Here is a 24824-nt window from a genome sequence, read left to right on the forward strand (position 1 = left end):
AGCAGGCAGCCGCGCTGGGCCGTGCAAAAGCGCCGGATCACCGACCCTCACGCGGCTCCCCGACAAAAAGCTTCGGTCCGTCGCGGGAACCAATTGTCTATGCACAGGTTGGTTGACGAGTGCTTGAACGGGACGTCCGTGACTTCTAGCGCACGGAAGAAGTCGTCTCAGGAAGGCTTGTAACACGCCGCAGGGGCGTGCCGGATTTGGAAGTAGCAAAGAGGGAATACTGAGAGATGCGCAAGATTCTGATTGCCACCACCACCGCCGTCGCCGCGCTTTCGCTCGCGGCTTGTTCGGAACAGACTGAGGACGCCACCGAAGCGGCAGCCTCGTCGGCCGCCGACGACATGGGCTCCTACGCCGACCAGGCTGGTGAAGAGATGGACGCAATGGGCGATTCGATGGAGGGCGCCGCCAACGATGCGGGCGCCGCCATGGACGAGGCTGGTGACGATGTCGAAGACGCAGCCGCCAACGCCGCCTCGGACGCCGAAGCCGCCGCCAACGACGCCGCTAACGAGATGGCCGACCACACCGACGGCGATCCCAGCACCAACTGACCGCAACAGGGACTTCACCGCTCCTGTTGCCACTTGGCAAGTTACGAAACGGGCGTTCGGAGAGATCCGGGCGCCCGTTTTTGCGTTGCGAACTGCCTGCTTCTGCGTATCTCACTTGAAAGTGGAGACCGCGCGGGAGACGCTGGCATGCTAATGGAGATCCTGTTCATGCTCGCGGCACCACAAGCCCGCGACTGCGCGATCGACCGGGACGCCCTTCTCGCATTGGACCAGCCCGCGTTCGATCACGATCTGGAGGGCGGCTGGCGCATTCTCGCCGCTAGGGGTTGCCACACCCAGGCCGCCGACCTCATCCGGGACTGGCGCCAGATCCACCGGGCGCAGGATGCGATCCTCACTTGGCACGAAGGGCAGATGCGCGCCTTCGCGGGCGACTATGCCGCTGCGATCACGCTGTTCAAGCGTTCTCGCAAACCTGCGGATCGGGATGATTTCGGCTGGAATCTCTATGTAGATGGCAGCATCGCCTTCCTGTCAGGCGACAGGACGAAGCTGCGAGGGGCCCGGGCAGAGCTCGCCGCCATGGCCAAACCCGACATCTGGGCCCGCCTGCAAGATACCGATGGCAGGCCAACAAGCACACCTTGGCCACCGAATCTCCACGTTCTGGATGCCTTCATGCGGTGCTGGGGGATGCCCTATAGAGAAGCCTATAGCTGCCCCAAACCTGCCATGGCAGACGGAGCGAAGCCGTAACCTCCCCGCCTCAGCGCGAGGCGACGGCCCGCGCGCCGCGGGCTTCGGTCAGGTAACCATTGTAAACGGTGCGCGCGATGCTTGCGATGCGGGCCTCGCGGTTGGGGCGGCTGCCCTGCCCGGTGACGTAGATGGCAACGGCGAAGACATCGCCATTGGGCGTCTCGACGATGCCCACATCGCTCGACGTGTTGTGGAGCGAGCCGGTCTTGTGGTGGATCATCGCGCCATCGGGAATGCCGGCGGGAATGCGGCGGCGGCCGGTCACACAGCGGCCCATGATCGCGATCAGTGTGTCGCGGCTGCGCTTGCTCAGCCATTGGCCTTCGTAGAGACCGCGCAGCAGCGTCACCATCGCCATAGGCGTTGCGCTGTCGCGCTTGTCGATCACGTTGGCAGGGTCGAGCGCACCATCGTCGCGCACGAGCGTCGCGATATCGCGATCAAGGTGCCAGTCCTCAATGCCAGCCCGGCGCACCCAGGCGTTGACGGCATCGGGTCCACCTACGACGCGCAGCAGACCATCGGTCGCGTAGTTGTTCGAGCGCGTCAACATGAGTTCGAGCAGCTTGGCGGCGGTCAGGTACTGGCCTTCGCGAACCGGCGCGACGGCCGAGGAAAAAGGCTTGGAAGAGACCGGGATCAGCATCGGGAACTCGCTGGTGAGCGTCCACTTGCCCTTGTCCACGCCTTCCAGGAACGTCGCGGCAATGGCGATCTTGCTGGTGCTCGCCATCGGAAAGCGCTGGTCCCCCAGGATATCGAGCGTGCGGCCCGTACGCAGATCCACGGCGGCCACACCAATACGCCCGTTGGAGGCTTCGGCGGCGGCGGCCAGCTGGCGCTCGAACATTGTCGAGTAGACCGGCGGCCCGCGCATCTCGGTGCCGAAGAGAGAATCAAACGAGGTCTGGACGGTCCCGACATTGTCGGCGTACGCGGGCGCCAAAGGCACCACGCTGGCCACGGCCAATGCCGCGAACGAGAGAAGTCGCCCCGTGCCCAAGCGGCACTGCGAAAGGAGTTTGCCTGCCCTGATCATGCGAAACCCATCCTAGTCGTAACCACCTGACGACAGGTTAACACAGGTCCGACCAAACGCCACGAGCGCTCGACGAAGCGCATGGCGCGTGCGAGCAATTGCGCAATTGTGAAGTTTCGTGTCGCCTTGTGGTCGCAAAAGACCCCTTCGAAGCCTCAATCGCGTAGCCTCGCGATTCGCATGCATCTACTTTGCGCCGCGTGACTGACAGGGGATAGGAGGAGGGAGATATCCGAGGCCCATCGCCCTCAGCCTCTCCATCATGTCGACATAACCTTACACGCGCTGCGGAGGCTGAAAGGGGTGGGGTCGCCGGTTCCGGGGCCAAGGGCGATAGCCTCTTGAAAAGGGTCCTTCTTCCCGATTGTCGGCTCTTCGATCTCCCCAACCTGGCACGAGCCCGGCACAACGAAAAGGGCCGGGAGGATTGCTCCTCCCGGCCCCTTCGTGTTCAGCGCGTGGCTGGGACAGGTCGGCTTAGAAGCCGCCCATGCCGCCCATGCCAGCCATGCCGCCCATGCCGCCCATGTCGGGCATGCCGCCGCCGGCAGACTTGTCTTCCGGAGCCTCGCAGATTGCGGCTTCAGTGGTGATCAGCAGACCAGCAACCGAAGCGGCGTCCTGCAGCGCGGTGCGCACGACCTTGGTCGGGTCGATGACGCCGGCGGCCACGAGGTTCTCGTAGACGTCGGTGGCGGCGTTGAAGCCCTGGGTCTCGTCGTCTTCACGCAGCAGGTTGCCGGTGACGACCGCACCGTCGAAGCCGGCGTTGGTCGCGATCTGACGGGCCGGAGCCAGGATCGACTGACGCACGATGTCGACACCGCGGGTCTGGTCGTCGTTCTCGCCCTTGAGGCCTTCGAGAGCCTTGGTGGCGTAGAGCAGAGCCGTACCGCCGCCGGGGACGATGCCTTCTTCAACGGCTGCGCGGGTCGCGTGCAGCGCGTCGTCGACGCGATCCTTGCGCTCCTTCACTTCGACTTCCGAAGCACCGCCGACCTTGATGACAGCGACGCCGCCAGCCAGCTTTGCAAGGCGCTCCTGAAGCTTCTCACGGTCGTAGTCCGAGGTGGTGATCTCGATCTGCGAGCGGATCTGCTCGACGCGTGCCTTGATCTCTTCGGCCGAACCCGCACCATCAACGATGGTGGTGTTGTCCTTGTCGATCGTGACGGTCTTGGCTTCGCCAAGCATCGGCAGCGTGACGTTCTCGAGCTTGATGCCGAGGTCTTCCGAGACCATTTCGCCGGCGGTCAGCGTCGCGATGTCGCCGAGCATGGCCTTGCGGCGGTCGCCGAAGCCCGGAGCCTTCACGGCAGCAACCTTGAGGCCGCCGCGCAGCTTGTTAACGACGAGCGTAGCCAGAGCCTCACCCTCGATATCCTCGGCGATGATCAGGAGGGGACGGCCCGACTGAACAACCGCTTCGAGGATCGGGAGGATCGACTGCAGGTTCGAGAGCTTCTTCTCATGGATGAGAATGTAGGGGTTCTCGAGCTCGACGGTCATCTTCTCGGGGTTGGTGACGAAGTACGGCGAGAGGTAGCCGCGGTCGAACTGCATGCCTTCAACGACATCGAGTTCAAAGTCGAGGCCCTTGGCCTCTTCCACGGTGATCACGCCTTCCTTGCCGACCTTTTCCATGGCTTCGGCGATCTTCTCGCCGACTTCCTTGTCGCCATTGGCCGAGATCACGCCGACCTGCGCGACTTCCGCGTGGCCAGTGACGTCGCGCGAGCGACTCTTGAGGTTCTCGACGACCTTGCCGACTGCGAGGTCGATGCCGCGCTTGAGGTCCATCGGGTTCATGCCCGCTGCAACCGACTTCATGCCTTCGCGCACGATGGCCTGGGCAAGAACGGTGGCGGTGGTGGTGCCGTCACCGGCCGCGTCATTGGCCTTCGAGGCCACTTCGCGGATCATCTGGGCGCCCATGTTCTCGAACTTGTCCTTGAGTTCGATTTCCTTGGCGACCGAAACACCGTCCTTGGTGATGCGGGGCGCGCCGAAGCTCTTCTCGATGACGACGTTGCGGCCCTTGGGGCCCAGCGTCACCTTGACGGCGTTGGCGAGGGTGTCGACACCGGCGAGGATGCGCTCACGGGCGTCGCGCGAGAACTTTACGTCCTTGGCTGCCATTTTGGTATTCCTTTCAGGATATCAGGTAGAAGAAGAAAGCGGTGCTCAGCCGATGACGCCGAGGATGTCGCTTTCCTTCATGATGAGCAGGTCTTCACCGTCGACCTTGACCTCGGTGCCCGACCACTTGCCGAAAAGCACGCGGTCACCGACGGCGACGTCGGGGGCGACGAGCTTGCCGTCAACGACGGCGCCCTTGCCGACCGAGACGATTTCGCCTTCAGCGGGCTTTTCCTTGGCGCTGTCGGGGATAATGATACCACCGGCCGTCTTTTCTTCGGCCTCGACGCGGCGCACGAGAACACGGTCGTGCAGCGGACGGAAAGTCATGGGAGTCTCCCTTAAGTCCTATGAACAGGCAAAAACTGGGTTTGGCACTCTCAAGAAGAGAGTGCCAACGCGGCCGGATATGGTCACAGGCCCAGTTGGCGTCAAGCAGGTGGGAGGCATTTTTTTTTGAGGCCGCCAAACCTCGCCCGGGCGGTAACGGGGAGCGGCCAGGCACAGCCTTGCGTAAACACACGCGTGTTACCGTGCGATGGCACCTAGCAGTCCGAAGCGCCCGCGCCAATGCCAGCGCGCCATGAGCAGAGCCGCCGCCACGCTCAATCCCACGGCAAGACCAATCCAGATGCCCACACCCTCGAACGGGGTGAACAGGCCGAGCGCGGCCGAGACGGCGAAACCGGCCGCCCAATAGCTCACCACGGCAATCCCCATGGGCACGCGCGTGTCCTGGATGCCACGCAAGGCCCCGGCGGCCACCGCCTGGAGCGCGTCAGTGAACTGGAAGGCCGCCGCCACGACCAGATAGCGCAGTGCAAAGCCGACCATGATCGCGTTGGCGGGATCGTTCACATCGACATAGGCGCTCAGGACAAGGCGCGGAAAGATAAGGATGATGCCCGAGGTAACCGCCGCGAAGACAAGGCACACGAGCAACGCCGCGCGGCCTGCCGCCGCGACGCCCGCGACATTCGCTGCGCCGTAGTGGTAGCCCACCCGGATCGTCGCGGCCTGCCCGATACCGAAGGGCACTTGGAAAGCGATCGCGGCGATCTGCAAGGCCACCGTGTGTCCGGCAAGCTGCGCCTCACCAACGATCCCCATGAGAAAGGCCGCCCCGCTGAACAGCCCGCCCTCGGCAATGAGCGTGCCCGAGATCGGCAGCCCCAGCGTCAGCATCTGGCCCAGACGCGGCCATTCCGAACGCCACCAGCGCCCAAAGATGTGGAAGCGCCGCAAGCGGCGATTGCGCCGGATTGCGACGGCATAGGCCAATACGGTGAAACTTGCCGTGATGATGCTGGCAAGCGCCGCGCCGGTCAGCCCCAGTGCGGGCATGCCGAAATGGCCAAAGACCAGCGCATAGTCGCCCACGATGTTGACGAGGATCGAGGCCGCGGTGATCGCGGTCGCAAAGTACGGGCGACCGAGCGCAGACACGAAGGTGCGCAGGACATTGGCCACGCCCATCGGCAGGATGCCCACCGAGAGCAGGGCCAGAAAATCGCCGCCAAGCCGGGCGAGCGCCGGGTCCTGCCCCGTGGCCAGCATGAATTCCTCGGCAAACTGACAGATCGCGATGCACACTAGCGCCAGGATCACCGCCAGCCACAAGGCCATGCGGGTGGTCCGGCGCACCTCGCGCACCGCGTTCTCCCGACGCCCAAGCTCGGCCGCGATGAGCGGCGCGCAGGCCGAAGTCAGCCCGTTCACGCCCATCATCAGGACCGCGATCATGGCGACGGCGAGGCTGGAGGCAGCGAGCGCCTGCTGCCCCAATCGCGCCACGAACATCACGTCGGTGGCAAAGATCGCCATCTGCAACAGGTTGGCGAGCGCCAGCGGCCCGGCCAGAGCCAGGGTCCTGCCGAGTTCGGCGCGAAAATCGGGGGAGCCAATGCTGCGAGCCATGATGGATCGGGGCCCTACGCGGGCCGCGCGGCAAGCGAAAGCAAAAACGCATCCGTGTGCAGTTGTGCGACAGGTCCGGGAGCAGGACGGTCACAAGAAGAAGGAACAAGGATTATACAAGGGGCCATCGCCCCTTGACCCCATAACTGAAGACCTCTCCAGTCTCAGCCAGGTTGGCGCTGAAAAGGTGAACTGGACAGTTTGGGGAGCCCGAGGGCGATGGCCCTCGGAAATCGTCCTTCCACCCTTCTGTTGCCACAGCATACAATATCCTTGCCCCGCAGTGCCTCCCCGTCCTAGGTCGGCCACGGTTTGAGGAGAAAAGGACCCCCGATGAAGCTCACGTCCCTGATTTGCGCCAGCCCGCTCGTCCTGCTTGCCGCCTGCGGTGGCTCGGGCTCGCAGGAAGACAGCGCGGCGCCGGCTGCCGACACGGCCGGTGAGAGTCCGGCTGCCGCCGAAGCGGCACCAGCTGCGCCTGCCGCGGCCTCCGCAGCCCCTGCAGCGTTCCAGATCTGCAAGACCTGCCATGCCGTCGAGCCCGGTCAGAACCGCGTAGGCCCCACCCTGCATGGCATTGTCGGCAGTACGGCGGGCGAGGTCGAGGGCTACAACTTCAGCCCCGCACTCAAGGATTCAGGGATCGTGTGGACGCCCGAGGCGCTCGACAAATGGCTCCAGGGCCCGATGAAGATGGTTCCGGGCACCAAGATGGTGCAGATGGTTCCCGACGCGGGCAAGCGCCAGGAAATCATCGAATACCTTGAAACGCTGAAGTAACACCGCCCCGCACGGCCAATCGGGCCGCACGCAAGAAGGGCCGCCTCCCACCGGAGCGCGGCCCTTCTTGCTGTCGTCTTCCGCCGGGTACGGACACGAAAAAGGGCGCCCCTGTGAGGGAGCGCCCTTTCGAATTTTCGCCTCCGGCCCGAAGACCTGAAGAAACGAAGATTACTTGAGCTCGACGGTGCCGCCGGCTGCTTCGATCTTCGCCTTGAGCTCTTCAGCTTCAGCCTTCGAAGCGCCTTCCTTGACGGGCTTCGGAGCGCCTTCGACAAGAGCCTTGGCTTCAGCAAGGCCGAGACCGGTGATGGCGCGGACTTCCTTGATGACCTGGATCTTCTTGCCACCGTCGCCGGTGAGGATCACGTCGAATTCGGTCTGCTCTTCAGCAGCAGCGGCTTCGCCACCACCAGCAGCCGGGCCAGCAACGGCGACGGCAGCAGCGGCGGAAACGCCCCATGCTTCTTCGAGAGCCTTGGCGAGGTCAGCGGCCTCGAGGACGGTCAGCTGCGACAGTTCTTCAACAAGCTTGGCGATATCGGCCATAGTATTCACTCCTGATCTGTGGTCCCGCCGGGAACTTAGGCCGCCGCACGGGATAAATCGTTATTACGAAACGTGTTACCGAGACTAAGCTCAGGCAGCGTCCTTCTCGGCGTAGGCGTTGAAGACGCGGGCCAGCTTGGCCGCCGGAGCGGTCGAGAGCTGGGCAATCTTCGTGGCCGGAGCCTGGACGAGGCCGATGAGCTTGGCGCGCAGTTCGTCGAGCGAGGGCATCGTGGCGAGCGCCTTGACACCTTCTGCATCCAAAACATTTGCGCCCATCGCGCCGCCGACGATTTCGATTTTGTCGGTCGTCTTGGCGAATTCGACGACGGCCTTGGCAGCAGCGACGGGGTCCACCGAGGTGGCGATGGCCGTCGGGCCGACAAGGAAGTCACCGATACCGACATAGTCGGTGTCCGCGATGGCGATCTTGGCAAGACGGTTCTTGGCAACCTTGTAGGTCGCACCCGCTTCGCGAATCTTCGCGCGCAGCTCGGAGGACTGCGCCACCGAGAGGCCGAGGTTGCGGGTGACAACCACCACGCCGACCTCGTTGAAGACCGCATTGAGCTGGGCGACCGAATCGGCTTTCTGCGAACGATCCATGCCTTACTCCTTCACATATGACCGCTTGGCATTCCCGTAGGAGCGCCGCACGGCCGGCTACATTTGCGTGCCCGTGCACGACGCACGAGCCCATGGACACTGACGCGCCATGGCAAAGACCGTACGATGGGGAAGGAGTTTTTCGCGCCGGAGCGCGAGATGGACACCATGCTCGAAAGAGCGAAGGGCCGTGGAAATTTCCTGTTCCCCGCCTAGGCTGCAGATTAAGGGAGAAGCCCCCGGCAGCTGTCTCGGACGGTGAGCGACGCAGAATCATCTGCGCCGTTCGAGGGCGCCTTTGCCCCGCGCGCCGGAAAAAGTCAACATCGAAGCAAGCCCGGTGCGCCTCACGCGCATCTACGTAGGAGGGCGGTAAGAAAGCTCTAGAACCCGCCATGGCAGTACGGGCCCGGAGACGACTCCCGCCCTTCTCACCGCTGCGAGCCTGACCCAACGATGGAAATACTGCCGATCTCCACCGCGCTGGTTCCCGCCCCCGTGCGGGCCCGCGCCCGCGCCGGGTTTGCCGATGCGACGCCGCGCCTTGAGAGGATCGACCATGCTGGAACCCCATCGCCTGCCCCCCGCATCGGCTCGGCCAAGGCCGCCGAGCGCGCGCCGCGCTTCCAGTTCTCGGAAAGCGCCCGCGATATCCTCCAGATGGAGCGCTGGCACCGCGAATGGGCCGATGCGCGCCATTCGCTGGTGAGCGAGGCCTATAGCGCGCTGCACCGGAAAAGAGCCGGGGCCCTCTTCGATATGGCTGCCTGAACAGGCTTGCCGGACCGAAGGGGCCCCGTAAACCGCACGGCTCAAGGCCATGCGCATCAGGCAAGCGGACAACCGCCCGGCTAGTCGTCGGCATCCTCACCGGCATAGGCGAGCAGGTCGCCGGGCTGGCATTCGAGCACCCGGCAGATCGCTTCCAGTGTCGAGAAACGGATCGCCTTGGCCTTGCCGGTCTTGAGGATCGAGAGGTTGGCAAGGGTAATGCCGATCGCCTCGGCAAGCTGGGTCAGTGTCATGCGCCGGGCATGAAGAATATCGTCGAGCTTCACCACGATACGGCCGCCTTCCGTTTGCGCGCCCTCGCCCATCACACGGTCCCTTCAAGTTCTTCGCGCATCTCGGCGCCCTTGCGGAACACGCGGGCCAGGATGAACAGCACCAGCATCAGCAGGATGCCGTTGCCATCGAAGCCGCTGTCGAAATTGATCGCGGTCTCCATATCGTCCATCTCGGTCACGTTGTGGATCCAGGTCGCAAGTCCTGCCAGAGGCAACGCGACGATCTGCACCGCCAGCGAAAGCCAGGCCATGATCGTCATGCGCGTGGCGTTGATCGGCACGAAAGGATCGCCTTCCCCCACCGTGTCGATGATGCGCTTGAGCAGCCAGAGCATCGCCGTGATCATCGCCAGTAGGACCACGATCAGGACCAGAGCGCCGACCATCGCCAGGCGCACCTCGGCAAAATCGAAGCTCACGTGCGAGGATGCGAATTCGGCCGCGATCTCCTCGGTGAAGAAGGCCATTCCGACCCCGCCCGCCGAGACACCGAGGGCACCGAGCACGAGCCCCGCCATCAAGACATAGAGAATGATCTTCGCAATCAGCAGCAGCGGATCGCGCGCCGCATGGGTCGCCAGGTTCATCGTCGCTCCTCCTCTTTTTCGGCCCGCGCTTACATCAGCACCGGAGTGGGCGCGTAGGCGACGAAGACCTGCGTGGGCGCGGACTGGATCATGACACTGACATCGGCGGCGTGGGCCGCCTGGGGTGCGGTCAGCGTCGGCAGCCAGATCAGGGCCGTGAGAACCGCAGCCATGGCAGCGGCGATGGGCCGGGCAACAACTTGGGGGGCTGATTGATCAGGATGGAAGGCCATTGTTCGTTCTCCGATATGCTTGATATCGACATTCAATAATATCCGCTCGCCATATCGTCAAACAATAATATTGAAAAACAATATGCCGCTGATTGAAAGACGAAAAACCAGCCTTCCGCACCCAGCCTGCACGATGCGCACACGAAAATGGGGGCAACTCAGCAGGTGAGTCGCCCCCAAGGCTCGATCCGGCGATGCGGGGAAGGCCGGAGGACTGCCGGGCTCTGATCGGCTCAGGGAGGGTTTAGGGGTGGACGACCCGATCACCGGCCCGGCTATATCTGGTCAGACTTGACGGCGCGCAGGCTCCTTTCCCGGCTCGGACGCGCGATCACGGCGCCGGGCCCGGACTATGGCGGCACCCGACACCGCAAACGCGGCGACGAGGCCTGCAAGACCCGCCAGGGACAGTTTGCCAAGGCGCGCATTGCGTGCGCTCTGGACAGCATCGGGCGTGGCACCGGCCAACGCACGGACTCGGACGGAGGGGAGGTCGCCCGAGGCCAGTGCGCCACCGGCCACCGTTCCCGGCGCGGCCGCGCTGGGGACATGCGCCGCCTCGCCGCGGGTAGGGGCCGCGGCGAGCGGCGCTGCAAGACCGGCCACCCCCAGCGCCAGTAGCGCGAGGAGGAGTTCGGCCTTGCGGCTGCGATGGGTCGCGTATGAGGGGCTCGTCATCTGCATGCCCTCTCAACGCCCCGCCCCCGCCCCGGTTTTGGCGAAGAGCCGATTTTCCGCCCAAGCGTGGGCTGGAATGGGACGAACCGAGCCGCCACTCCGGCTGCAAACGAATATCCCCCCAGCCAGATGAGCGCGCCACCTGTTTGACACCGCAAGGGCCCGGTTCTATAGGAACACCAACGCCCCATCGCTTCGAGCAAGGCGTGCCCATGCGCGGGGGCACACCAAGGAAGGAAGCGGTAGAGGGTTCATCCGACGTATCAGGCTGCTGGCCGCAACGGGCTCCCACAAGGGTTTCCGCGCGTGCAAGGCGGCCTTTTGGCGTTTGATGGCCTGTCTGCAAGACGGGTATTTCGTCCACGCGTGACGATGTTTTCCCGGGCCCTTCGCCTCGTTGCGAATCGGCCCTGACCAGAAGCGAAGAGGCAAGACCAGCTCATGGCCACCCAGCCCATCGATACGGCGAAGCGCTCCGTCAAGAAGCGCATCCGCAAGATCTTCGGCGACGCCCACGAAGTCATCCAGATGCCGAACCTCATCGAGGTCCAGCGCGAGAGCTACGAACAGTTCCTGCGCTCGAATCCGGAGACCGGCTACGTCTCGGGCCTGGAAAAGACGCTGCGCTCGGTCTTCCCGATCCGCGACTTCGCCGGCACCAGCGAACTCGACTTCGTCCACTACGAGCTGGAAGAGCCCAAGTACGACGTGACCGAATGCCGCCAGCGCGGCATCACGTATGCAGCTCCCATGAAGGTGACGCTGCGCCTGATCGTCTTTGAAGTCGACGCCGAGACGGAAACCCGCTCGGTCCTCGATATCAAGGAGCAGGACGTCTACATGGGCGACATGCCGCTCATGACCGAGAACGGTACGTTCTTCATCAACGGCACCGAGCGCGTGATCGTGTCGCAGATGCACCGTTCGCCGGGCGTCCTGTTCGACCACGACCGCGGCAAGACGCACTCCTCGGGCAAGTACCTCTTCGCCGCCCGCGTGATCCCCTATCGCGGTTCCTGGCTCGACTTCGAGTTCGACGCCAAGGATATCGTCAACGTGCGCATCGACCGCAAGCGCAAGCTGCCGGTCACCGCGCTGCTCTTCGCGCTGGGTCTCGATTCCGAAGCGATCCTCGATCACTTCTACGAAACCGTCACCTGGAAGCGCGGCGATGGCGGCTGGCGTCTGCCCTACAACGTCGAGACCTGGCGCGGTGTGAAGCCGGCCTTCGACATCGTCAATGCGGACTCTGGTGAGGTCGTCTTCCCGGCTGGCACCAAGATCAGCCCGCGCGCGGCCAACAAGGCGGGCAAGGATGGCCTCGAAGCCCTCCTTATCCCAACCGAGGAAATCTTCGGCCGCTACATCGCCGAGGACATGATCGACGAGTCCACCGGCCGTATCTACATCGAAGCCGGTGACGAAGTCTCGCCTGAGAACCTCGAAGTTCTCGACGCGGCGGGCATCGACCAGCTCAACCTGCTCGACATCGACGATTCGAACGCCGGTCCCTGGATGCGCAACACGCTCAAGGCCGACAAGGCCGAGAACCGCGACATGGGTCTGGAAGCGATCTACAAGGTCATGCGTCCGGGCGAACCGCCGACGAAGGAAACCGCCGAAGCGCTGTTCGAAGGCCTTTTCTTCGATGCCGACCGCTACGACCTTTCGGCCGTCGGCCGCGTCAAGCTCAACATGCGCCTGGGCCTCGACGCCGAGGACACCGTCACCACTCTGCGCACCGAAGACATCCTCGCCGTGGTCAAGGAACTGGTGAACCTCAAGGACGGCAAGGGCGACATCGACGACATCGACAACCTCGGCAACCGCCGTGTGCGTTCGGTCGGCGAGCTGCTCGAGAACCAGTACCGCGTCGGCCTGCTGCGCATGGAGCGTGCGGTCAAGGAACGCATGAGCTCGGTCGACGTCTCGACCGTGATGCCCAACGACCTCATCAACGCCAAGCCCGCCGTGGCCGCCGTGCGTGAGTTCTTCGGCTCCTCGCAGCTCTCGCAGTTCATGGACCAGACCAACCCGCTTTCGGAAGTCACCCACAAGCGCCGCGTGTCGGCGCTCGGGCCGGGCGGTCTTACCCGTGAACGCGCGGGCTTCGAAGTGCGCGACGTGCACCCGACCCACTACGGCCGTATCTGCCCGATTGAGACGCCCGAAGGCCCGAACATCGGTCTGATCAACTCGCTGTCGACCTTCGCGCGCGTCAACAAGTACGGGTTCATCGAAACCCCGTACCGCCGCGTCATCGACGGCAAGGTCACCGGCGACGTGATCTACCTCTCGGCAATGGAAGAGCAGAAGCACACCGTCGCGCAGGCCTCGGCCGCCCTCAACGAGGACGGCTCGTTCGTCGAGGACCTCATCTCGGCCCGCCAGGAAGGCGAGTTCGTGATGAGCCCGTCGGACCAGGTCACGCTGATGGACGTCAGCCCCAAGCAGCTCGTCTCGGTGGCCGCCTCGCTCATTCCGTTCCTGGAAAAGGACGACGCCAACCGCGCGCTCATGGGCTCGAACATGCAGCGTCAGGCCGTGCCCCTCGTCAAGGCCGATGCGCCTTACGTGGGCACCGGCATGGAAGCGACCGTCGCGCGCGATTCGGGCGCGGCCATCTCGGCCCTGCGTCCGGGCGTGGTCGACCAGGTCGACGCCACCCGTATCGTCATCCGCGCCGTGGGTGAGGTCGAAGCCGGCAAGTCGGGCGTCGACATCTACCGCCTCCAGAAGTTCGAACGCTCGAACCAGTCGACCTGCATCAACCAGCGCCCGCTGGTGAAGGTGGGCGAATACGTGCAGGCTGGCGACATCATCGCCGATGGCCCGTCGACCGAGCTGGGCGAACTGGCCCTGGGCCGCAACGTGCTGGTCGCGTTCATGCCCTGGAACGGCTACAACTACGAGGACTCCATCCTCATCTCCGAGCGGATCGTGAAGGACGACGTCTTCACCTCGATCCACATCGACGAGTTCGAGGTCATGGCCCGCGACACCAAGCTGGGCCCGGAAGACATCACCCGCGACATTCCCAACGTCGGCGAGGAAGCCCTGCGCAACCTCGACGAGGCGGGCATCGTCTACATCGGCGCCGAAGTGCACCCGGGTGACATCCTCGTCGGCAAGATCACGCCGAAGGGCGAAAGCCCGATGACGCCGGAAGAAAAGCTCCTGCGCGCCATCTTCGGTGAAAAGGCTTCCGACGTTCGCGACACCTCGCTGCGCCTGCCGCCGGGCGTCTCGGGGACAATTGTCGACGTGCGCGTCTTCAACCGTCACGGCATCGAGATCGACGACCGTACCCGCGCCATCCAGAACGAGGAAATCGAACGCCTCGCCAAGGACCGCGAGGACGAACGCGCCATTCTCAACCGCGCCACCTACAACCGTCTGCAGGACATGCTGCTCGGCCAGGTCGCGGCCTCGGCACCCAAGGGCGTCAAGAAGGGCGTGGAAATCACGGAGGAAGTTCTCGCCGAGACCGAGAAGCACGAGTGGTGGAAGTTCGCCGTTGCGGACGACCACATGCAGTCGCAGCTCGAAGCGGTGAAGGCCCAGTACGACGAGACCGTCAAGGCGATCCAGGAGAAGTTCGAGGACCGCAAGGAGAAGCTCGAGCGCGGTGACGAACTCGCTCCGGGCGTGCTCAAGATGGTCAAGGTCTTCGTGGCCGTGAAGCGCAAGCTTCAGCCGGGTGACAAGATGGCTGGCCGCCACGGTAACAAGGGTATCATCAGCCGCATTCTTCCCCAGGAAGACATGCCCTTCCTCGAGGACGGCACCCCTGTCGACTTCGTGATGAACCCCTTGGGCGTGCCTTCGCGCATGAACGTCGGTCAGATCTTCGAGACCCACCTTGGCTGGGCGGCCCGCAACCTGGGCCGTCAGATCGGCGAGGCGCTCGACAGCTGGAAGGCAGCGAATCCCAACCCCGTGGCGGGCGAAGCCCCCGAGGCGGTGAAGGAAAAGCTACGCGGCATCTACGGCGCGAACTACAACGAGGATCTCGACGCACGCACGCCCGAGCAGCTCATCGAGCTGGCCGAGAACGTGCGCGGCGGGGTGCCGATGGGCACCCCGGTGTTCGACGGCGCGGTCCAGCAGGACGTGGTCGACATGCTCACGCTCGCAGGGCTCGACACCTCGGGCCAGAGCGTGCTGCTGGACGGCCGCACCGGCGAGGCCTTCAGCCGCAAGGTCACGGTGGGCATGAAATACATCCTCAAGCTGCACCACCTTGTCGACGACAAGATCCACGCCCGTTCGATCGGCCCCTACAGCCTCGTCACCCAGCAGCCGCTGGGTGGTAAGGCCCAGTTCGGTGGCCAGCGCTTCGGTGAGATGGAGGTCTGGGCTCTCCAGGCCTACGGTGCAGCCTACACACTTCAGGAAATGCTCACGGTGAAGTCGGACGACGTGGTTGGCCGTACCAAGGTCTACGAAGCGATCGTCAAGGGCGACGACACCTTCGAGGCGGGCATCCCCGAGAGCTTTAACGTTCTCGTCAAGGAAATGCGCAGCCTCGGCCTCAATGTCGAGCTCTCCTCGCTCGACGACGAGGACGACACCGACGCGCTGTCCGAGGCGGCGGAATAACGGGATCCAGGGGGCGGGCCTTCGCGGGCCTGCCCCTCCTCCCCCGTCCGCCTTACGAATTTACCCCCAGAGGGACTGAACTATGAACGACCTGACCAAGTTCACGAACCAGATGGCGAAGCCCGAGACCTTCGATCAGATCCAGATCGGCCTGGCTTCCCCCGAGCGCATCCGCTCCTGGTCCTTCGGCGAGATCAAGAAGCCGGAAACCATCAACTACCGCACGTTCAAGCCCGAGCGTGACGGCCTGTTCTGCGCGCGCATCTTCGGCCCCGTGAAGGACTACGAGTGCCTGTGCGGTAAGTACAAGCGCATGAAGTACAAGGGCGTCGTCTGCGAAAAGTGCGGGGTTGAGGTTACCGTCACCAAGGTGCGCCGCGAGCGCATGGGCCACATCGAGCTGGCCGCTCCGGTTGCCCACATCTGGTTCCTGAAGTCGCTGCCCTCGCGCATCGGCCTGCTGCTCGACATGCAGCTCAAGCAGCTTGAGCGCGTTCTCTACTTCGAGAGCTACATCGTCATTGAGCCGGGCCTGACCCCGCTCGAGAAGTTCCAGCTGCTCACCGAAGACGAGATGCTCGACGCCCAGGACGAGTACGGCGAAGACGCCTTCTCGGCTGGCATCGGCGCCGAAGCGGTCAAGATCATGCTCATGGAGCTCGATCTTGAACAGGAGCGCGCGGACCTTCTCCAGGAGCTCGAGACGACCAAGTCGGAACTCAAGCCCAAGAAGATCATCAAGCGCCTCAAGGTCGTCGAATCGTTCATCGATTCGGGCAACCGTCCCGAATGGATGATCCTTGAAGTCGTGCCGGTCATTCCGCCTGAACTGCGCCCGCTGGTGCCGCTCGACGGTGGCCGCTTCGCGACCTCGGACCTCAACGACCTGTACCGCCGCGTTATCAACCGCAACAACCGTCTCAAGCGCCTGATCGAGCTGCGCGCGCCCGACATCATCGTGCGCAACGAAAAGCGCATGCTGCAGGAATCGGTCGATGCGCTGTTCGACAATGGCCGCCGCGGCCGCGTCATCACGGGCGCCAACAAGCGTCCGCTCAAGTCGCTCTCCGACATGCTCAAGGGCAAGCAGGGCCGCTTCCGTCAGAACCTGCTGGGTAAGCGCGTCGACTATTCGGGCCGTTCGGTCATCGTGACCGGCCCCGAGCTCAAGCTGCACCAGTGCGGCCTGCCCAAGAAGATGGCGCTCGAGCTGTTCAAGCCGTTCATCTACGCCCGCCTCGATGCCAAGGGTCTCTCGATGACCCTCAAGCAGGCCAAGAAGTGGGTCGAGAAGGAGCGCAAGGAAGTCTGGGACATCCTCGATGAGGTGATCCGCGAGCATCCCGTGATGCTCAACCGTGCCCCCACACTCCACCGTCTGGGCATCCAGGCCTTCGAACCCGTCCTCATCGAGGGCAAGGCGATCCAGCTGCATCCGCTCGTCTGCTCGGCCTTCAACGCCGACTTCGACGGTGACCAGATGGCCGTCCACGTCCCGCTTTCGCTGGAAGCCCAGCTCGAAGCGCGCGTGCTGATGATGTCGACCAACAACATCCTCTCGCCCGCCAACGGCAAGCCGATCATCGTGCCTTCGCAGGACATGGTGCTGGGCCTGTACTACCTCTCGATGGACCGTGAGGGTGAACCCGGCGAAGGCATGAAGTTTGCCGACATGGCCGAAGTTCACCAGGCGCTCCAGATCGGTGCGGTGACGCTCCACTCGAAGATCGAGGCCCGCGTGCCGCAGACCGACGAGAACGGCGCGCAGTACATGAAGCGCTTCGAGACGACGCCGGGCCGTATGCTCATCGGCGAGTGCCTCCCCAAGAGCCACACCGTCCCCTTCGACGTGGTCAACAAGCTGCTGACCAAGAAGGACATCGGCGAGGTCATCGACCAGGTCTACCGTCACACCGGCCAGAAGGACACGGTCCTCTTTGCCGACGCGATCATGTCGCTGGGCTTCAAGAATGCCTGCCAGGCCGGCATCTCCTTCGGCATGGATGACATGATCATCCCCGCCCAGAAGGACCCGCTGGTCGCCGAGACCAAGGAACTGGTTGCCGACTACGAGCAGCAGTACCAGGACGGCCTCATCACCCAGCAGGAGAAGTACAACAAGGTGATCGACGCCTGGAGCCGTTGCGGCGATCAGGTGGCGAACGCCATGATGGACGAGCTCAAGGCCATGCCGATCGACCCGGAAACGGGCCGCCAGGCGCAGATCAACTCGATCTACATGATGAGCCACTCCGGTGCCCGTGGTAGCCCGGCCCAGATGAAGCAGCTGGGCGGTATGCGCGGCCTCATGGCCAAACCGTCGGGCGAGATCATCGAAACGCCGATCATCTCGAACTTCAAGGAAGGTCTGACCGTTCTTGAATACTTCAACTCGACCCACGGCGCCCGTAAGGGTCTGGCCGACACGGCTCTGAAGACCGCGAACTCGGGCTACCTGACCCGTCGTCTCGTGGACGTCTCGCAGGACTGCGTCGTCATCATCGACGACTGCGGCACCGAGCGTGCGCTCGAAATGCGCGCGATCGTTCAGGGCGGTTCGGTCATTGCCTCGCTTGCCGAGCGTATCCTGGGCCGTACCTTGGCCGAGGACATCCACGCCAAGGACGGCACGCTGGTTGCAGCCAAGGGCCAGCTTCTCGACGAAGCCGCGGTGGCTGCGATCGAAGGCACCGGCACCCAGTCGGCGCGCATTCGCTCGCCGCTGATCTGCGAAGCCGAACAGGGCGTGTGCGCGACCTGCTACGGGCGTGACCTTGCCCGCGGTACTCCGGTCAACATCGGCGAAGCCGTCGGCGTCATCGCCGCACAGTCGATCGGTGAACCGGGCACGCAGCTCACCATGCGTACCTTCCACATTGGTGGTGCAGCCCAGCTGAACGAAACCAGCCACCTGGAATCGATCTGCGAGGGTACCGTCCACTACCGTGACATCCCGACCATCACCGACAAGCGCGGCCGCAAGCTCTCGCTTGCCCGCAACGGTGAAGTCGTGGTCATGGACACCGAGGGCCGCGAGCGCGCCATGCACCGCGTCCCCTACGGTACCGTTCTTCTCCACGAAGACGGCGCCACGGTGGCCGAAGGCGAACGTCTGGCCGAGTGGGACCCGTTCACGCTCCCGATCATCACGGAAACCGGCGGTATCATCAAGTACCAGGACCTGATCGACAGCCGCACGCTGACCGAGCAGGTCGACGATGCCACCGGCATGACCAGCCGCGTCGTCACCGAGGATCGTTCGACGAGCCGTTCGAAGAAGAAGGAAGACCTGCGTCCGCGCATCACCCTTCTCGACGACAACTCGGGCGAATCCGCGCGCTACATGCTGGCGCCGGGGGCCACCCTCTCGGTCGAGGACGGCCAGATGGTCGAAGCGGGCGACATCATCGCCCGTGCCAGCCGCGAAGCCGCCAAGACCCGCGACATCACCGGCGGTCTGCCGCGTGTTGCCGAGCTGTTCGAAGCCCGCAAGCCGAAGGACAACTCGATCATCGCCAAGGTCTCGGGCCGCATCGAGTTCGTGCGTGACTACAAGGCCAAGCGCAAGATCGCGATCATCCCGGAAGAGGGTGAACCGGTTGAGTACCTGATCCCGAAGAGCCGGGTGATCGACGTGCAGGAAGGCGACTTCGTCAAGAAGGGCGACAACCTGATCTCCGGCTCGCCCGACCCCCACGATATCCTGGAAGTCCTGGGCGTGGAAGCTCTGGCCGAGTACCTCGTCGCGGAAATCCAGGAAGTCTATCGCTTGCAGGGCGTGAAGATCAACGACAAGCACATCGAGGTGATCGTTCGCCAGATGCTGCAGAAGGTCGAGATCACCGCGAGCGGCGACACCACGCTGCTTCCGGGCGAGCAGGTCGACTATGAGGAAATGAACGAGATCAACGGCAAGCTGAAGCCGGGCCAACAGCCCGCCGAAGGCAAGCCGGTGCTGCTGGGCATCACCAAGGCCTCGCTGCAGACCCGCTCGTTCATCTCGGCCGCGTCCTTCCAGGAAACCACTCGCGTGCTCACGCAGGCGGCCGTGGAAGGCAAGAAGGACTCGCTGATCGGCCTCAAGGAAAACGTCATCGTCGGCCGTCTCATTCCCGCCGGTACCGGCGCGGGCATGAACCGCGTCCGCGTGGCCGCTTCCAGCCGCGATGCGGCTCTGCGCGCCTCGTACCGTCGCATGCAGGAAGCGCTTGTCGCGGCCGACAGCGCGGCCCAGGAGCATGCAGCCGAACTGCAGCGAGATCCCGCCGATGACCTCGGCAACGATCCGCTGGCCGCCGTCGAAGGCGAAACCCACGGCACTGATGCCGACGCGGGCGAATACCTGATCAAGGGCGACGAGGGCGATACCGAGGCCTGAGCCTCCCCCTCTCCCGCCCGACAGGCACGAAAAAGGCCCCGCCGGAGCGATCCGGCGGGGCCTTTTGCTTGGGAGCCATCCATTCGACCAAGCGCCGACTCTTCAGGTCCGGCGTCATGGCCTGCTCATGCCCAGCACGGTAAAAGAGGCCCCAGTCACATAACCATGGACCGCCTCATGCCGCTTTCCGATTCCAAGGTCTTCGCCGCCGCCACCGCCTCGGTCCTGGCCATGGCGATCCTGACTCTGTTCGCGGGGCTGGCCGACTTCGTCGAGCTCTTCGCGCGCTGAAAGACAAGAAGGGCTTTTCCGAGGGGCATTACCCTCGGGCTCGCCAAACTGCCATGCTCACCTTGCACGCGCCGCCTTGGCTGAGACACCTGAGGTTACCGATTTTGGGATCAAGGAGCGATGGCCTCTTGGATATATCTTCCTAGTCCGCGACGCCCAGCAGCATCCGATCTCCCTGGATGGCGACACCGGGCAGCTTGGCGAGGAAGGACTGGCCAAGCAGCGACACGTCGAGCCCTTCCGGAAGGATTGCCGCCTCCACACCTTCCGCGCTCAAGCCATCAACCTCGATGTGCGCGAGTTTCACAGGTATGCCGTAGACCGTGCCGCTGGCGCCGCGCCCGACTGGCCTCACATCGTCCTCGTTCCAGTCGAGCCCAGCCGCATGGGCGTCCTCAGCCGTCAGCGCCACGATGCTGGCCCCCGTGTCGACGAGAAAGTGGACGCTCTGGCCGTCGACTCGGGCATCGAGATAGAAATGCCCGTCGCCCGCGCGTTCCAGCACGCTGCCACCGGCAAGCCAGGCCTGCCGCCGGACCTCGCCAGCGGCCTCCTCTTTGGCGGTTTCGGATGTTGTGGCATCGCGCGTGGATGTCGAGGTGGAAAGGCCCGGGGCCATCCAGCCGACGACGGCGGCGGTCAGGAGAAGAAGAACGATCGGAGCAGCGCGCATGGCCCCACTCTAGATGGCGGACACTTCTTCCGGGTTAATGGCGCGCGGGCCGACAAAGCCGTGATGCGCGCCTGTTCCGGCAACCGCGGCCATGAGCCCGACGACAAGCGTGTCGAAGGCCATGAGGCCCCAGAAAAGGGCGTCAGGCTGACCGAGTGCGGCAGTGTGGTTGGCCTCGTGCAGGAGTTGCAGGAAGAGCCAGGGCGGGGCGATGTAGAGCGCGATGCGCAGCGCCTTGCTCCAACCCCTGACGTAAGCGTCACGCAGCCCGAATGCACGGTCTCCGAAAATACCCGCGATCATCAGCACCACGCCCGGCAGGCTGACCAGGGTCAGGCTCAAGCCGATGGCCAGACTTGCTGCGGGTCCGAGACCGAGCGGGAGGCTTCCCGGGAGCGAGCACAGCACGAGTATGAGCAAGCCAAGGGCGAGCGGGCGCCAGGCGATATCGGAAAGGCTCCACCCCGGTCGTCCCGCAGCCCGGTTTGCCCAGAACCGGGCGGTGAAGAACACGGCCAACGCCAGGCCAACCAACTTGGCCGTCCCATAGGCCCAGCGCATGGGGTCCTGTGCCAGAGTACGGAAGGCCTCGTCGCTGGCGAACATGCCCAGCCGGATCTCGGCTGCGTGCTGGACAAACTCGGGCACCATCACCAGAAGAAGGGCGAGCGGCGCGAGCCGGAAGACCCGCAGCGCGTCGCGAAGGCTCAGGCCGAAACCGCGCAGTTCCGACCCGAGGCCGCTCACTCCGCGGGTTCCGCCGGAACCTTGGCGGCTTCATCGGCCGCCTCGATCTCGGCCGCCTTGGCCTCGACCAGCTTGACGATGTGGTCGAGCATGTCCGCATCCTCGACCGTGTGGTCGGTGAGGCCGGACAGATAGACCATGTGCTTGCCGTTGCCGCCGCCGGTAAGGCCGATGTCGGTCTCACGCGCCTCGCCCGGACCATTCACGACACAGCCCAGCACGGACAGCGAAAGCGGCGTCTTGATGTGCTGCAGACGCTCTTCCAGCGCCTCGACCGTGCGGATGACGTCAAAGCCCTGGCGTGCGCATGAGGGGCACGAGACGACGCGCACGCCGCGCGTACGAAGGCCCAGGGCCTTGAGCATCTCGAAGCCGACGCGCACTTCCTCTTCCGGTTCGGCCGAGAGCGAAACACGCAGCGTGTCGCCAATACCGGCCCAGAGCAGGTTCCCCATGCCGATCGAGGACTTGACCGTCCCGCCGATGAGACCGCCCGCCTCGGTGATGCCTAGATGCAGTGGGCAGTCGGTGGCGTCGGCCAAGCCCTGGTAGGCCGCGACCGCGAGGAACACATCGGAGGCCTTCACCGCCACCTTGTAGTCGTGGAAATCGTGGTCCTGCAGCAGCTTGATGTGATCGAGCGCGCTTTCCACCAGCGCCTCAGGGCACGGCTCGCCGTACTTTTCCAGGAGATCCTTCTCCAGGCTGCCGGCGTTGACGCCGATGCGAATCGCGCAGCCGTTGGCCTTGGCCGCCCTCACCACTTCGGCAACGCGCGCGTCCGAGCCGATGTTGCCCGGGTTGATACGCAGGCACGCCGCGCCCGCGTCGGCCGCTTCGAGCGCGCGCTTGTAGTGGAAGTGGATGTCCGCGATGAGCGGCACCGTGGCTGCGCGGGCGATCTCCTTGAAGGCCGCGGTGCTCTCCACGTCGGGGCAGGACACACGGATGAGATCCGCCCCCGCTTCCTCGCAGCGGCGGATCTGGTCGATCGTCGCCTTGGCATCGGACGTGAGGGTGTTGGTCATGGTCTGCACCGTGATCGGGGCATCACCACCAACAGGAACACTGCCAACCATGATCTGGCGGCTCTTGCGGCGCTCGATAGTGCGCCAGGGACGGATCGAAGACATGGCGCCCTTATAGGGACATGCTGCCCTCGTTTGAAGCCCGTTTGCCAGAAACCTCGCTTGAACCTTCGCGCATTTCGGGCATTCAGGTCTGCATGATCGATACCAGCCCCTACGACCCGACCGACGACACCGAGACGGGCACGCCCCTCCTGTTTGGACGCGTGCTCGACGGGCATGGCGGAGCGCGGGCGGTTTCGTGGGAGGAAGCGCAGGAGTGGCGCCCCGGCAAGCCCGGTGAAATGCTCTGGGTGCACTTGTGCCGCAATGCCGATGGCGTGGCCGAGTGGTTGGGCGAAGGGCTCGGTCTGCCCGAACCCACGGTCGAACTTCTCACCAGTGAAGACACGCGCCCACGCGCCTTTCGCGAAGGCAACGCGCTGGTCGCGACACTGCGCGGTATCAACTTCAACCCCGGCGCCGAGCCCGAGGACATGGTCTCACTGCAGGTGTGGTGCGACGGGCGCCGTCTCGTCACCTTGCGCCGCCGCCCCCTCCAGACCCCGCGTGCGGTGATGGCGGAGCTCGACAAGGGCGCTGGCGCGCTCGATGCGGGCGCCGTCATCACGCTCATGGTCGAGCATATGATCGCGCGCATGAACCGCTCGATCATCGACATGAACGAAGTGATCGACCAACTGGAAGAGACCGATCCCGACGAGGATCCCGAAGCCATGCTCGACAAAATCGCAACGATCCGGCGCAATTGCCTCGGCCTCAAGCGACACATGGCCCCGCAGCACGAAGCGCTTGAGCGGATCAGCCGCGAGGCGCCCGAATGGTTCGAGAAGCACGACCGGCGCGAGATCGCCGAGACCATCGACCGCTTGCGCCGCTATCTCGATGATCTCGACATCAGCAAGGAAAGCGCCGTGGTCCTGCAGGACGACCTGCGTGCCCGCGCGGCGGCCAGCGCGGACCGTACCAGCTATTTGCTCACCATCGTCGCGGCCATTTTCCTGCCGCTCAGCTTTGTCACCGGGCTGCTCGGCATCAACGTGGGCGGCATGCCCGGCATGCAGGACCCCGATGCGTTCTGGGTGGTCGTGGTGCTGTGCGCGGCGATCCTGCTGGTCCAGCTGGTGATGTTCTGGAAGTGGAAGTGGTTTTGAGAGCCTTATACGATTGCGCAGCGCTCAGAGCGTGAGCGCGTAAAGGAACTCGTCGTCGCGCTTTTCGCCGACCATGAAGAAGATATCGCCCACCTTCTCGAAGCCATAGCGCTGGTAGAACTTCTGCGCGCCCGGGTTCTCCGAATAGATCGAAAGCTGGATCTCGTCCGCGCCCTCGACCCGCGCCTTGGCCAGCGCCCAGTTCATCAGCTTGGCGCCAATCCCCCGCCCGGTCGCCTGCGGGTCGGTGTAGAGCTGCTTCAGCTCGATCACCTTTTCCCCGCGGGCATGGTCAGGCCAGCCGCAGCCAAGCTTGAGCTTGCAATAGCCAAGCAGGTGCCCGCCCTCGATCGCCAGCATGATCGGCATCGCCGGGTTGGCGATCTCGGCCGCAATGTTCTCCTGCGAATGCGCTTCAGCAAGGAAATTCGCCAGATCCTCAGGGCGGTAGAGCTCGCCAAACTTGGCCGTGAAGGAGCGCGCGCCCAGCTCGGCAAGAGCGGCCGCATCGGTGGGTCCAGCTTCGCGAAGGTCCATTACAATTCCCGCGTCATGCACATCGAAAAATCGTCCGCCACATAGTCGGCAAAAGGCGGGCATTCAACGAAGCCGTGCGCGAGGTAGAGGTTGTGCGCGGGCACGAAGGCCTGCGGGCGGCCGGTCTCCAGGCTCACACGGGTGTAGCCGCGCGCCTTCGCCTCTTCCAGGAGGTGGAGAAGCAGGCTGCGGCCCGCCCCCTTGCGGCGGTAGGCGGGCGCGACGCGCATCGACTTCAGCTCGCCATGGCCCGCATCCAGATGCTTGATCGCGCCACAGCCCGCGAGGCTCTCCCCGTCCCAGGCCGAAAAGAAAGTGACGTCGGGCTGGCGCAGCCGCTCGGCGGGCATCGCGTGGACGCTTTCGGGCGGGGACCACTGGTGCATTTCATCCAGGTGGAACTGGAGAAGCGCCAGGATCGCCTCGCCCGACAGGTCATCGCGGCAGATCGTGTAGCGGGTGGGGGTCACCGGGTA

22 protein-coding genes are annotated in these 24824 nt (G+C 64.3%); 7 read left to right on the forward strand and 15 right to left on the reverse strand.

Translation table 11 applies throughout. The features are described from left to right. Window positions 1–236 precede the first annotated feature (236 nt). On the forward strand, window positions 237–563 hold the full coding sequence (locus tag FMM79_RS10445) for a hypothetical protein (RefSeq protein WP_148627445.1): 327 nt from the start codon (window positions 237–239) through the stop codon (window positions 561–563). Between the two features lie 153 nt (window positions 564–716). Then, entirely contained in the window at window positions 717–1280 is a 564-nt protein-coding gene (locus FMM79_RS10450) for a hypothetical protein (RefSeq protein WP_240339107.1), read from the forward strand. Between the two features lie 10 nt (window positions 1281–1290). Here FMM79_RS10450 and FMM79_RS10455 read toward each other — a convergent pair whose 3' ends face one another. The 4 genes from FMM79_RS10455 to FMM79_RS10470 all read right to left on the reverse strand — a co-directional run bounded on the left by FMM79_RS10455 (window position 1291) and on the right by FMM79_RS10470 (window position 6378). Next, a complete protein-coding gene (locus tag FMM79_RS10455) occupies window positions 1291–2322 on the reverse strand; it encodes a serine hydrolase (protein ID WP_148627447.1) in 1032 nt (343 codons plus the stop codon). A 477-nt stretch (window positions 2323–2799) separates the two neighbouring features. Next, on the reverse strand, window positions 2800–4461 hold the full coding sequence (gene groL, locus FMM79_RS10460) for a chaperonin GroEL (protein WP_148627448.1): 1662 nt from the start codon (window positions 4459–4461) through the stop codon (window positions 2800–2802). Window positions 4462–4506: 45 nt separating this feature from the next. Then, a complete protein-coding gene (locus FMM79_RS10465; protein ID WP_039389248.1) occupies window positions 4507–4791 on the reverse strand; it encodes a co-chaperone GroES in 285 nt (94 codons plus the stop codon). A 198-nt stretch (window positions 4792–4989) separates the two neighbouring features. After that, window positions 4990–6378 carry an MATE family efflux transporter gene (locus tag FMM79_RS10470; RefSeq protein WP_148627449.1) on the reverse strand — a complete coding sequence of 463 codons (1389 nt, stop codon included), beginning with the start codon at window positions 6376–6378 and terminating at the stop codon, window positions 4990–4992. Between the two features lie 333 nt (window positions 6379–6711). On the opposite strand from FMM79_RS10470, the gene FMM79_RS10475 reads away from it, so the two are divergent. Further along, window positions 6712–7158 carry a cytochrome c family protein gene (locus FMM79_RS10475; protein WP_148627450.1) on the forward strand — a complete coding sequence of 149 codons (447 nt, stop codon included), beginning with the start codon at window positions 6712–6714 and terminating at the stop codon, window positions 7156–7158. A gap of 171 nt (window positions 7159–7329) precedes the next feature. On the opposite strand, the gene rplL is transcribed toward FMM79_RS10475, so the two are convergent. Together rplL and rplJ are read right to left on the reverse strand one after the other, a co-directional pair. Then, window positions 7330–7707, reverse strand: coding sequence for a 50S ribosomal protein L7/L12 (gene rplL / locus FMM79_RS10480; RefSeq protein ID WP_148627451.1), 378 nt, complete (start codon window positions 7705–7707; stop codon window positions 7330–7332). 90 nt (window positions 7708–7797) lie between these two features. Beyond that, window positions 7798–8313, reverse strand: a complete 516-nt coding sequence (rplJ, locus tag FMM79_RS10485; RefSeq protein ID WP_039389256.1) for a 50S ribosomal protein L10 — start codon at window positions 8311–8313, stop codon at window positions 7798–7800. Window positions 8314–8769: 456 nt separating this feature from the next. On the opposite strand from rplJ, the gene FMM79_RS10490 reads away from it, so the two are divergent. Further along, on the forward strand, window positions 8770–9084 hold the full coding sequence (locus FMM79_RS10490; RefSeq protein WP_148627452.1) for a hypothetical protein: 315 nt from the start codon (window positions 8770–8772) through the stop codon (window positions 9082–9084). A gap of 80 nt (window positions 9085–9164) precedes the next feature. Here the strand turns inward: FMM79_RS10490 and FMM79_RS10495 are convergent, their stop codons facing one another. From FMM79_RS10495 to FMM79_RS10505, 4 genes are all read right to left on the reverse strand, one after another. Then, window positions 9165–9410 carry a helix-turn-helix transcriptional regulator gene (locus tag FMM79_RS10495; protein WP_148627453.1) on the reverse strand — a complete coding sequence of 82 codons (246 nt, stop codon included), beginning with the start codon at window positions 9408–9410 and terminating at the stop codon, window positions 9165–9167. Further along, the gene (locus FMM79_RS10500) at window positions 9410–9967 is read right to left on the reverse strand and encodes a DUF2975 domain-containing protein (protein WP_148627454.1); all 558 of its coding nucleotides are present in this window, start codon (window positions 9965–9967) and stop codon (window positions 9410–9412) included. The genes FMM79_RS10495 and FMM79_RS10500 overlap by 1 nt, the downstream gene beginning before the upstream one ends. A 29-nt stretch (window positions 9968–9996) precedes the next feature. Further along, window positions 9997–10140, reverse strand: a complete 144-nt coding sequence (locus FMM79_RS21220; protein WP_153269322.1) for a hypothetical protein — start codon at window positions 10138–10140, stop codon at window positions 9997–9999. 345 nt (window positions 10141–10485) lie between these two features. Beyond that, on the reverse strand, window positions 10486–10878 hold the full coding sequence (locus FMM79_RS10505) for a hypothetical protein (RefSeq protein WP_148627455.1): 393 nt from the start codon (window positions 10876–10878) through the stop codon (window positions 10486–10488). Between the two features lie 441 nt (window positions 10879–11319). Between FMM79_RS10505 and rpoB the strand changes: the two genes are divergently transcribed. Both rpoB and rpoC read left to right on the forward strand, forming a co-directional pair. Further along, window positions 11320–15480 (forward strand): DNA-directed RNA polymerase subunit beta, encoded by a 4161-nt coding sequence (gene rpoB, locus FMM79_RS10510; protein ID WP_148627456.1) that lies wholly within the window; start codon window positions 11320–11322, stop codon window positions 15478–15480. A gap of 82 nt (window positions 15481–15562) precedes the next feature. Continuing rightward, the gene (rpoC, locus tag FMM79_RS10515) at window positions 15563–19858 is read left to right on the forward strand and encodes a DNA-directed RNA polymerase subunit beta' (RefSeq protein ID WP_148627457.1); all 4296 of its coding nucleotides are present in this window, start codon (window positions 15563–15565) and stop codon (window positions 19856–19858) included. Window positions 19859–20291: 433 nt separating this feature from the next. Here rpoC and FMM79_RS10520 read toward each other — a convergent pair whose 3' ends face one another. Genes FMM79_RS10520 through ispG form a run of 3 tightly spaced genes read right to left on the reverse strand, consistent with a single transcriptional unit; the run spans window position 20292 to window position 22702 of the window. Continuing rightward, window positions 20292–20822 (reverse strand): TIGR02281 family clan AA aspartic protease, encoded by a 531-nt coding sequence (locus tag FMM79_RS10520; RefSeq protein WP_148627458.1) that lies wholly within the window; start codon window positions 20820–20822, stop codon window positions 20292–20294. 9 nt (window positions 20823–20831) lie between these two features. After that, window positions 20832–21569 carry a hypothetical protein gene (locus FMM79_RS10525; RefSeq protein ID WP_148627459.1) on the reverse strand — a complete coding sequence of 246 codons (738 nt, stop codon included), beginning with the start codon at window positions 21567–21569 and terminating at the stop codon, window positions 20832–20834. Next, window positions 21566–22702, reverse strand: a complete 1137-nt coding sequence (gene ispG / locus FMM79_RS10530) for a flavodoxin-dependent (E)-4-hydroxy-3-methylbut-2-enyl-diphosphate synthase (protein WP_148627460.1) — start codon at window positions 22700–22702, stop codon at window positions 21566–21568. The genes FMM79_RS10525 and ispG overlap by 4 nt, the downstream gene beginning before the upstream one ends. A 92-nt stretch (window positions 22703–22794) precedes the next feature. Here ispG and FMM79_RS10535 point away from each other — a divergent pair, with 92 nt between their 5' ends. Further along, window positions 22795–23811: a zinc transporter ZntB gene (locus tag FMM79_RS10535; protein WP_148627461.1), complete on the forward strand. Its 1017-nt coding sequence runs from the start codon at window positions 22795–22797 to the stop codon at window positions 23809–23811. Between the two features lie 24 nt (window positions 23812–23835). On the opposite strand, the gene FMM79_RS10540 is transcribed toward FMM79_RS10535, so the two are convergent. Together FMM79_RS10540 and FMM79_RS10545 are read right to left on the reverse strand one after the other, a co-directional pair. Then, a complete protein-coding gene (locus FMM79_RS10540) occupies window positions 23836–24348 on the reverse strand; it encodes a GNAT family N-acetyltransferase (RefSeq protein ID WP_148627462.1) in 513 nt (170 codons plus the stop codon). Next, entirely contained in the window at window positions 24348–24818 is a 471-nt protein-coding gene (locus FMM79_RS10545; protein ID WP_240339108.1) for a GNAT family N-acetyltransferase, read from the reverse strand. Before FMM79_RS10545 ends, FMM79_RS10540 begins: the two co-directional genes overlap by 1 nt. Between the last annotated feature and the right edge of the window lie 6 nt (window positions 24819–24824).

The organism is Novosphingobium sp. BW1 (assembly GCF_008107685.1).
Lineage (GTDB): Bacteria > Pseudomonadota > Alphaproteobacteria > Sphingomonadales > Sphingomonadaceae > Novosphingobium.